Origin of the sequence: Thioclava atlantica (assembly GCF_000737065.1) — a bacterium.
Classification (GTDB): domain Bacteria; phylum Pseudomonadota; class Alphaproteobacteria; order Rhodobacterales; family Rhodobacteraceae; genus Thioclava; species Thioclava atlantica.
Genome location: NZ_AQRC01000028.1, coordinates 1 through 7,724 on the forward strand (window position 1 = coordinate 1; position 7,724 = coordinate 7,724).

Sequence of the window (7,724 nt, forward strand, 5' to 3'; positions counted from 1 at the left end):
TACCGCCCGCAACGTTGCGCGCAATCCTACATCTCTCAGGTCGGTGTGAAAAACAGCCCGGCGCGCATGAACTTGCGCGTCGGTTCGGTTGGAGCTTCCCCAAAGTTCAGGATATTTTCCGTGGCGGCCAAGGGGTTTCCCTGGTCTCGCCCTGCGACCTACCTGGCCAACCCGATGCGCCTGCGCCCACGCGTGTGCGGGGCGCTCAAAACGGCCAGAGCCAGGGGACAAGAACCAGTACGACCGCCATGGAAATCAGCGTAAGCGGGACCCCGGCCCGGACGAAATCCATCAGCCGATAGTTTCCCTTGCCATAGACGAGAAGCAGCGCGGGTTCGAGCGGCGCGATGAAGGACAGCGACGCCGACAGGGTGACGATGATCGCAAGCGGCCTCGGATCGACGCCGAGGGTGTCGGCCAGCGCAATCGCGATCGGCAACATCGTCAAGGCGGCGGCCGCATTGGACAGGGGCTGCGTCAACAGCACCGTCAGAAGCGACAGCGAGACAAGAACGGCAGGACGCCCCAAGGGGACGATATGCTGGAAGATTCCCTGCGCGAGCCAATCCGCAGCCCCGGTCTGAAGCATCGCGAGGCCGAAACTCGACATCCCTCCGATCAGGATCAGCACGCGCCAGGACACCATGGCGAAGGCGTCGCGCAGGGTGAACCGTCCGGCGAGAACGAGCCCCAGCACGGCCATCGTGAGCGCCACGCTCAACGGCAGCACTCCCGCCGCGGCAATCGCGATCGCCCCCAGCAACGCGCTCAACGTGTACCAACCCTCCCGCCGCCCCGGCGCGACGGGCTCGGCATCGGTCGCCAGGTAGATATCGACATCGGCATCCACGCGCGCGATCCCGTCCTCCTCCCCGACCAGATGCAGGATATCCCCGGCCCGCAGACGCATCAGGCCGATGCGGGCCACCCGGCCATAGCCCGAGCGCCTCACGCCGATCACCGCGACGTCGGGCGAAAGCTCCCGCCGCATCCGCGCCAGGGACATGCCGACCCATTGCGACCCGGGAAGCAGGATCGCCTCGGCAGTCACCTGCACCTGCGTCGCCTCCGCGATTCCATCGACGACAAAGCGCTTGTCGTCGAGCAAGGAGGCGAGAGCGGCCGCAGTTGCACGGATGATGATGTGGTTGCCTTCATGCAGCTTGCGGCGCGGGTGCGGCTCGAGCCGGGCGTCTTCGGTGTCTATGGCCAGAAGGGTCACGTCGATATCGGCCAGCCCGAGTTCGCTGACCGTCATCCCCTCTGCCCGGGACCCGGGCGCGACCACAAGCCCGGCGAGAAAAAGCGCGCCGCCTTCCTCGAGATCCTTGGTTTCGCCTCGCACCGGCACCAGCCGGCGTCCCAGAAGCACCATGGCGGCGATCCCCGCGACGGAGACGGTCACCCCGACCCAGAAGAACTCGAAAAGACCGAACGGCTCGAGCCCTGCGCGGGCGATCGCCCCGCTCACGGCGAGATTGGTGGAGGTGCCGATCAAGGTCGCCGATCCGCCCATGATAGACGCGAAGGCGATCGGCATCAGATATCGCGCAGGATCGTGCTTGGCCTTTCGCGCCGCCCCGATTGCGACGGGCATCATCACCGCAGTCGTGCTGGTATTGCTGAACAGCATGGACAGGACAGCCGAACCCGCCATCAGACGGGGCCCAACCCCGACCGGGGCGCTCTTGCCCTGCCCCACGAGGCGCGCCGACAACCCCAGCATCGCGCCCGAATCCGCGAGCCGTCGCGACAGGATCATCACGCAGGCGAGCACCACGATGGCTTCGCTCGCAAACCCCTGGAACGCCTCTTGCGCGGTGATGATCCCGGTGGCGGAGAGAACGACGACCAGGCACAGCGCCGTGACCTCGAGCGGGATGAGTTCCGTCGCCAGAAGAACCGCCGCCGCCACGAAGAGCAGAAGCACAATGAGGATTTCCACAGACACGATCACACACCCGCCGGACTGGAGGTCTCTACCCCATCGTGCGGATTGGCGCCGATTTGTCCATCAACTCATCTCGGGCGTGCGACAGGATCGCGGCGCGCGGCCCACAGGCGCCTGCATGAGAGGGTGCGGGGCGCCGCCGCAGGTGCTCTAGCTCGAAAACACGGTCCCGGTCGTCGCCATCCGGCGCGCCACGTGGTTGGCGATGGCCGTATCCTGTACGCCGGTGCCGGTCAGGTCGCAGATCGTGATCTGGTCCGGGGAGATCCGCGCCGGGCCATCCCCTGCGATGATCTGGCCAAGCTCCGGAGGCGTGGCCTCGATCAGTCCCGCCTCGCGCGCCGCGCGCAATTCGCCGAGGCGCGCGCATTGGCTGACCCGGTCGCAAACATAGAGATCCGCACGCGCGAGCGCCGCCGGCGCGATCTCGCATTTGCCCTCCTGGTCCGATCCCATCGCCGTGATGTGCAACCCCGGATGAAGCATCTCCGCGCCGATCAGCGGCTCGGTCGCGGGCGTTGTCGTGACGACGAGCTGGCTCTCGGCCACGAGCGGAGCGATGTCGCGCCGCAGCTCCACTTCCGCCCCCGTCGCCGCGGCGATGTCCGCCGCACAGGCGCGCGCCTTTTCCGGATCGCGCCCCCAGACCAGGCAGCGCTTGAACGGGCGCACCAGATGCGCGGCCTGCGCCTGAAGCCGCGCCTGCACGCCGCTGCCCAAGATCCCGGCCGTCTCCACCTCCGGCGCGAGATGGCGCGCGGCGACGGCCCCGGCGGCGGCGGTCCGGATATCGGTCAGGTAGCCATTGTCGAGAAACACCGCCTGCACCAGCCCGGTCCGGGCCGAGAGCAGGATCATCAGCCCGTTGAGGCTCGGCAGACCCAGTTTCGGATTGTCGAAGAAGCCCGGGCTGATCTTGAGCGCGAACCCGTCGAAGCCCGGCACATAGGCGGTCTTCACATCGACCTCGCCGTGATGTTCCGCGATGGCCATCGAGAGCACCGGCGGCATCACGACCCCGCCCCCGGCCAGAGCCCGGAACCCCGCCTCGATCACCTCCACCGTCTCGAGGTCGAGCGAGACGATCCCGCGCAGATCGGCCTCACTGAGAATACGGATCTCATTGGGCATAACGCTCTCCCCTCACGGTGACATCGCCAACCACCACATCCTGCCCGGTCACGACACGGGTGAACTGATCCATGTCGAGATTGCGCCCGGTCAGCACGGTCCCCATCGCGGGGCCCGGTTCGACCTTGTCCGCCATCAGCGCGGCGATGCCGACGACGCAGGCGCCCTCGGCGATCATCCGGTCCTGGTAATAAAGCGCCTGCATCGCGCGGTAGATCTCCGCCTCGGTGACAAGCACCACCTCGTCAAGCAACTCGCGGCAGATCGCGAAGCTGTAGCGGTTGGTCATGCCGATGCCGCCACCCAGACTGTCGGCGAGCGAGGGCACCTCTTCGATTTCCACCGGATGCCCCGCCGCGATCGAGGCCGCCATCGCCGCCCCCCGATCCATCGAGATCCCGATCAGGCGGATATCCGGCTTGATCGCCTTGGCCGCGACAGCCATGCCCGCCGCAAGCCCACCCCCCGAAAGTGGGATGAGCAGGGTATCGAGCTCCGGCCGCGCACCGAGCATCTCGAGCGCGATCGTTCCCTGCCCCGCGATCACATGCGGGTCGTCGAAAGGCGGGATCTCGGCAAGCCCCTCTTCGCGCACGAGCCGCGTCGCCTCGCTCTGCGCGGCGTCCTGCGAGCGACCGACGAGATGCACCTCGGCGCCAAGGGCCCGGATCCCGTCCACCTTGGCCTGCGGCACCAGTTCGGACATGCAGATCACCGCGCGCAGCCCGCGGGCGCGGGCCGCCCAAGCCACCGCGCGGCCGTGATTGCCGGTCGAACAACAGGTCACTCCCACCGCGTCGTCCGGCAGGTGCGCCATCGCGTTCAGGGCCCCGCGCAGCTTGAAGGCGCCCATGGGCTGGCAGATCTCGAGCTTGAGCCAGAGATCGCCGCCAAGCGTCTCACCCAGCATCGAGGGGACGAGCGGCGTATTGTCCGCCACACCCCGGATCACTTGCGCCGCCGCGAAAATCTCGGCGAGCGCGACCATCAGTCGGCCTCTTTCACCGCGCTGAGGAATTGCTGGGTGCGCTCCTTCTGCGGGTTGCCGAAGAGCTCGTCGGGCGTGCCCTGCTCCTCGATCTTGCCGTCGAAGAAGAAACAGACCCGATCCGAGATGTCCTTCGCGAAGCCCATCTGGTGGGTCACCATCAGCATCGTGAGGTTGTGTTCGTTCACGAGGCTGCGGATCACGTTCGTCACCTCGCCGATCACCTCCGGGTCGAGCGCGGAGGTCACCTCGTCGAACAGCATCACCTTGGGACGCATCGCGAGTGCACGCGCGATCGCCACGCGCTGCTGCTGACCGCCCGAAAGCCGCGAGGGATGCTGATCGCGCTTGTCGGACATGCCGACGAGTTCAAGGAGTTCCTCGGCCCGCTCGCGCGCCTCGGCCTTCTTCATCCCCAGCACCTGCACCGGCCCTTCCATGCAGTTCTCGAGCGCGGTCATGTGGGGGAAGAGATTGAAATGCTGAAAGCACATCCCGATCTGACTGCGCATCTTGCGCAGGTATTTCCGGTCGGCCGGCACCAGCTTTCCGCCCTTCGCCATATGGGTGAGCGGCTGGCCATCGACATAGATGACGCCCTCGTTGATCGTCTCGAGCGTCATCAGCATCCGCAGCACGGTTGTCTTGCCCGAGCCCGAGGGGCCGATCACGGTGACCATCTCGCCCTCGGCCACGTCGAGATCGAGCTTGTCGAGAACGGTGAGGTCGCCATAGCGCTTGGTCACCTTCATGAACCGCACCATCGGCACGTCATCGCCGGTGAGTTCCAGCGGATAGTTTGAAAGATCGTCCATCATTTCAATCCGAGTTTACGCCGGACATAGCCTTCGAAGAGGCGGATCAGGCCGGCGGTGGGAAGCGAGATGGCGAGGAAGATGATCCCCACCAGCGTATAGGGTTCGAGATAGCGATAGCTCGAGGAGCCGATCGCATTCGCGGTATGCATGAGTTCGGCCACCCCGATCACCGACAGCATCGGCGTATCCTTGAAGATCCCCACGAGGTAATTGCCCATCCCCGCCAGCGCGGGCGGGATCGCCTGCGGGATGACGATGCGCAGATAGGTGTCGCGGGTCGACATGTTGAGCGCGGTGCAGGCCTCCCATTGGCCCTTCGGCACGGCTTCCAGACCGCCGCGATAGACCTCCGAGAGATAGGCCGAGTAATGCAGCCCGATCGCGATCATCCCCGCGGTCCACGGCCCGAGCTTGAGCCCGAATTGCGGTCCGACGTAGTAGACGAAGAAGATCTGCAGGATCAGCGGCGTCGAGCGGATGAACTCGATCACCTCGCGCACGACCTTGGTCAGCGCCCAGTAGGGCGTGCGCTGCGCGAGCGCGAAGACCATGCCCAGCACCACCGCGATCGCATAGCCCAGCCCTGCCGCCATCAGCGTGTTGAGCGTGGCGTGCAGCAGCTTGGGCAGGATCTCCCAGGTGAATTCCCAGTTCCAGTTGAATCCCATGGTTCAGGCCCTCCCCAGCTTGCGCCGCATGACCAGCTCGAGCCAGCGCATGAAGGGCGTCACGATGAAGCGCGCGAGGATGTAGTAGATGATCAGCGCCGTGCCGAAGGTCTGGGCCGACAGGAAGGTCGAGCCGTTGATCTGCTTGGCCTCGAACATCAGGTCCGACACCGAGATCAGCGCGACGAGGGCGGTGTTCTTCAGCAATTCGATCAGCAGGTTGCCCCAGGGCGGCAGCATGTTCACGAAGGCCTGCGGCAGGATGATCCGCCACATGCGTTTCGCGGGGCTCATAGACAGCGCATAGGCCGCCTCCCACTGCCCCTTCGGCACCGACTGGATGCCGCCGCGCACCAGTTCCGCCCCGTAGGCCCCGAGGTTCATCCCCACGGCCACGAAACCGGCGGTGAATTTCTCCAGCGTGATCCCGAACAGCGGCAGCACGAAGAAGATCCAGTAAAGCTGGACCAGCAGCGAGGTGCCGCGGAAAATCTCGATATAGACGACAGCCGCACCGTGCACGATGCGGTTGCGCGAAAGTTTCATCAGCCCTGCCGTCAGCGCGATCGCGATGGCCAGAGCGGTGGCGAGCAGAAACTGCCCCGCGGTGACGAGCGCGCCATCCCAGAAGCGCGGTCCGTATTCTTTCAGAAAATCCAGATAGCTCATTCCCGTCCTGCCCGAGCGGCGAATGGAAAAAGGCGGGCCACCGTCGCGTGGCCCGCCCGCGAGTCGTTCATGCCGATCAGCGCATGTCGCAGACTTCGGCGGCGGTCTTGTCACCGGGCAGGTTGGCCTTGGTGTAGCCGTATTCCTCAACCGCCTTCATCATCGCATCCGAGCCGAGATACTTCTTCTGCGCCTCGTTGAATTTCTTGACGAAATCCTCGTCCCCCTTGCGGAAACCGATGCCGACCCAGTTCTGGGTCCATTCGGGCAGCTGCGTGACGTCGGAGACCTCGACGGCCCCGTCCGATTGCTTGGCGAGGTTCTGCGCGGTGAAATAGGTCACACCGCCCGCATCCGCACGCCCCGCGCGCACCGCGGCGAGGATCTCGGTCGGGCCGGGAACGGTCATCACGTTGCTGTCGGCAATGCCGCCCTTCTTCGCCGATTCCACTTGGTTGTAGCCCGCACCCGTCACGAAGGTCGCGCCGGCCTTGGCGATCTGTTCGTAATTGTTGAGGTTCTTCGGGTTGCCCTTGGGCACGATGAACGCGTCGCCGACCTTAGCCATCGGCTCGGAGAAGGCGACGTTCTGGCAGCGCGAATTGAGGATGTAGAGACCGCCCGTGACCATGTCGAAGCGGCCGGCGTTGAGCCCCGGGATCAGCCCGCCCCAATCGGTGACCACCGGCGTGACATTGTCATAACCCATCTCGTGGAGCACCCCCAGGACATAGGCGTTCACGAAGCCCAGCGGCTTGTTGTTCTCGCCCGGATAGGCCCAGGGCACCTCGTTGGCGAAGCCGATTCGGATCGGTTCGCCCGCATTGATGCGGTCCATCAGCGGGCCCGCGAGCGCGGCGCTTGCGCTGATGGCAAGACCGAGTCCGGCCGCGGCGACAGATTTCAAGATCGATTTCATGTGTCTCTCCCGTTGGTTTTTCGTTGACGGGAAGCGGCGACTCCCCGCATCGGATGTGTACAACACCTAGGAGAATCCGGGGCATGTCAACCCGATCACCTGGAAAACACCGGGTTGTCATGCAGATATCGGGTGTCTTCCTCCCGCAGCCCGCACATGTTGTGCACAATGAGCGAAACTCTCATGCCGATTTCGAACGCGCCCTTCAGCCAGGCCGAATTTGACCGCCGCATTTCCCTTACCCGCAAGGTGATGGTCGAAGCGGGGATCGACGTGCTCTTCGTGACCAACCCGTCGAACCTGTACTGGCTCACCGGCTATAACGGCTGGTCCTTCTACGTCCATCAGGGGGTGATCCTCACCCTCGAGGGCGCACCCTTCTGGTGGGGCCGGATGCAGGACGCGAACGGCGCCAGGCGGACGGTCTGGATGGAGCATGAACAGATCCTCCATTACGCCGACCGCTACATCCAGGCGCCCGACATCCACCCGATGGAGGACCTCGCCTCGCATCTTCGGATCATGGGCCATGGCGATGCGCGGATCGGGGTCGAGATGGAGACCTATTTCTTCACCGCCC

At 65.1% G+C, this 7,724-nt stretch carries 8 protein-coding genes; 1 reads left to right on the plus strand and 7 read right to left on the minus strand.

Going from position 1 to position 7,724, the window contains the following annotated elements; genetic code table 11:
- Window positions 1–205: 205 nt before the first annotated feature.
- The 7 genes from DW2_RS18620 to ehuB form a co-directional block, all read right to left on the minus strand.
- Complete coding sequence (locus tag DW2_RS18620) at window positions 206–1,945, minus strand: SLC13 family permease (protein WP_162178911.1); 1,740 nt, start codon at window positions 1,943–1,945, stop codon at window positions 206–208.
- 156 nt (window positions 1,946–2,101) lie between these two features.
- Window positions 2,102–3,082 (minus strand): cyclodeaminase, encoded by a 981-nt coding sequence (locus DW2_RS18625; protein ID WP_038148927.1) that lies wholly within the window; start codon window positions 3,080–3,082, stop codon window positions 2,102–2,104.
- Window positions 3,072–4,070, minus strand: a complete 999-nt coding sequence (gene eutB / locus DW2_RS18630) for a hydroxyectoine utilization dehydratase EutB (RefSeq protein WP_038148928.1) — start codon at window positions 4,068–4,070, stop codon at window positions 3,072–3,074. The genes DW2_RS18625 and eutB overlap by 11 nt, the downstream gene beginning before the upstream one ends.
- A complete protein-coding gene (ehuA, locus tag DW2_RS18635; RefSeq protein WP_038148930.1) occupies window positions 4,070–4,885 on the minus strand; it encodes an ectoine/hydroxyectoine ABC transporter ATP-binding protein EhuA in 816 nt (271 codons plus the stop codon). The genes eutB and ehuA overlap by 1 nt, the downstream gene beginning before the upstream one ends.
- Entirely contained in the window at window positions 4,885–5,556 is a 672-nt protein-coding gene (ehuD, locus tag DW2_RS18640; protein ID WP_038148932.1) for an ectoine/hydroxyectoine ABC transporter permease subunit EhuD, read from the minus strand. The genes ehuA and ehuD overlap by 1 nt, the downstream gene beginning before the upstream one ends.
- Before the next feature lie 3 nt (window positions 5,557–5,559).
- A complete protein-coding gene (gene ehuC / locus DW2_RS18645; protein ID WP_038148933.1) occupies window positions 5,560–6,225 on the minus strand; it encodes an ectoine/hydroxyectoine ABC transporter permease subunit EhuC in 666 nt (221 codons plus the stop codon).
- A 76-nt stretch (window positions 6,226–6,301) separates the two neighbouring features.
- Window positions 6,302–7,144, minus strand: coding sequence for an ectoine/hydroxyectoine ABC transporter substrate-binding protein EhuB (ehuB, locus tag DW2_RS18650; protein ID WP_038148935.1), 843 nt, complete (start codon window positions 7,142–7,144; stop codon window positions 6,302–6,304).
- A gap of 168 nt (window positions 7,145–7,312) precedes the next feature.
- On the opposite strand from ehuB, the gene DW2_RS18655 reads away from it, so the two are divergent.
- Window positions 7,313–7,724 (plus strand): aminopeptidase P family N-terminal domain-containing protein (locus tag DW2_RS18655; RefSeq protein ID WP_238321363.1); only part of this gene is annotated, 412 nt, incomplete at its 3' end.